Here is a 783-nt window from a genome sequence, read left to right on the forward strand (position 1 = left end):
GACCGCGGCCTGGGCAATCTGGGAAGGCGTTCGGTAATTCACGGTCAGCTCTTCCAGTTGCCAACGCTCGCCCGCGAACGGCTCAAGTGCCTGCTGCCAGGATTCTGCGCCGGCTGTCGAACTCGTCTGGGCAATGTCGCCGACGACGGTAAACGATTTGAGCGGGCAGCGGCGCATCAGCAACCGCCACTGCATGGCAGAGAGCTCCTGCGCTTCGTCAACCACAATGTGGCCGAAGGCCCAGGTACGGTCAACGGCGGCGCGCTCGGCCGCCGTAAAGCGCGTCTGCTGCGCCTGGTTGTATCCGGCCAGGTCCTCGGCGCTGACCACGCCATCAATGCCGATGTCGCGGAGCATCTGGTCAACGTTGCGCAGCGATTGCTCCGCGTTGGCGACGTCTCGGGCACGCTCTGCGTCCTGCTGGGCCTTGTCGCGTCCTGCCGAGGCATCCATCTCCCCGAGCAGTTCCGCGGCTTCGTCGAGCAGAGGAACGTCTGCTTCGGTCCACGGGGCATCGGCCGGCCGCAGCAGCAAACTGCGCTCGGCCGCCGTCAGGTCCGGGGCGGCAGCCTGAAGGTGCGCAGGCTTGCTCAGCAGTTCCCTGACAAGCTTTTCCGGGGTCAGCGGCATCCAGCACAGATTCAGCGCCACTCTCACATCGCGCGAGGTGCGCACGTCTTCGGCCAGGTAGGCTCGATCGGCGCTGTTGCCGGGACCGGAGGATTTCTCCAGCGCCTCGGTCAACTGCTCCGTCAATTCGCGCAGCAGGATCTTGATGAAGGT

The 783-nt window shown here is 65.3% G+C and carries 1 protein-coding gene; it reads right to left on the reverse strand.

Features of this window, described 5'->3' with window-relative positions; translation table 11 throughout:
- Positions 1-783: UvrD-helicase domain-containing protein (locus AC5RWT_RS37890; RefSeq protein WP_494084692.1), on the reverse strand; the 783-nt coding region annotated here is incomplete at both ends.

The organism is Arthrobacter sp. Dra40, from assembly GCF_059091905.1.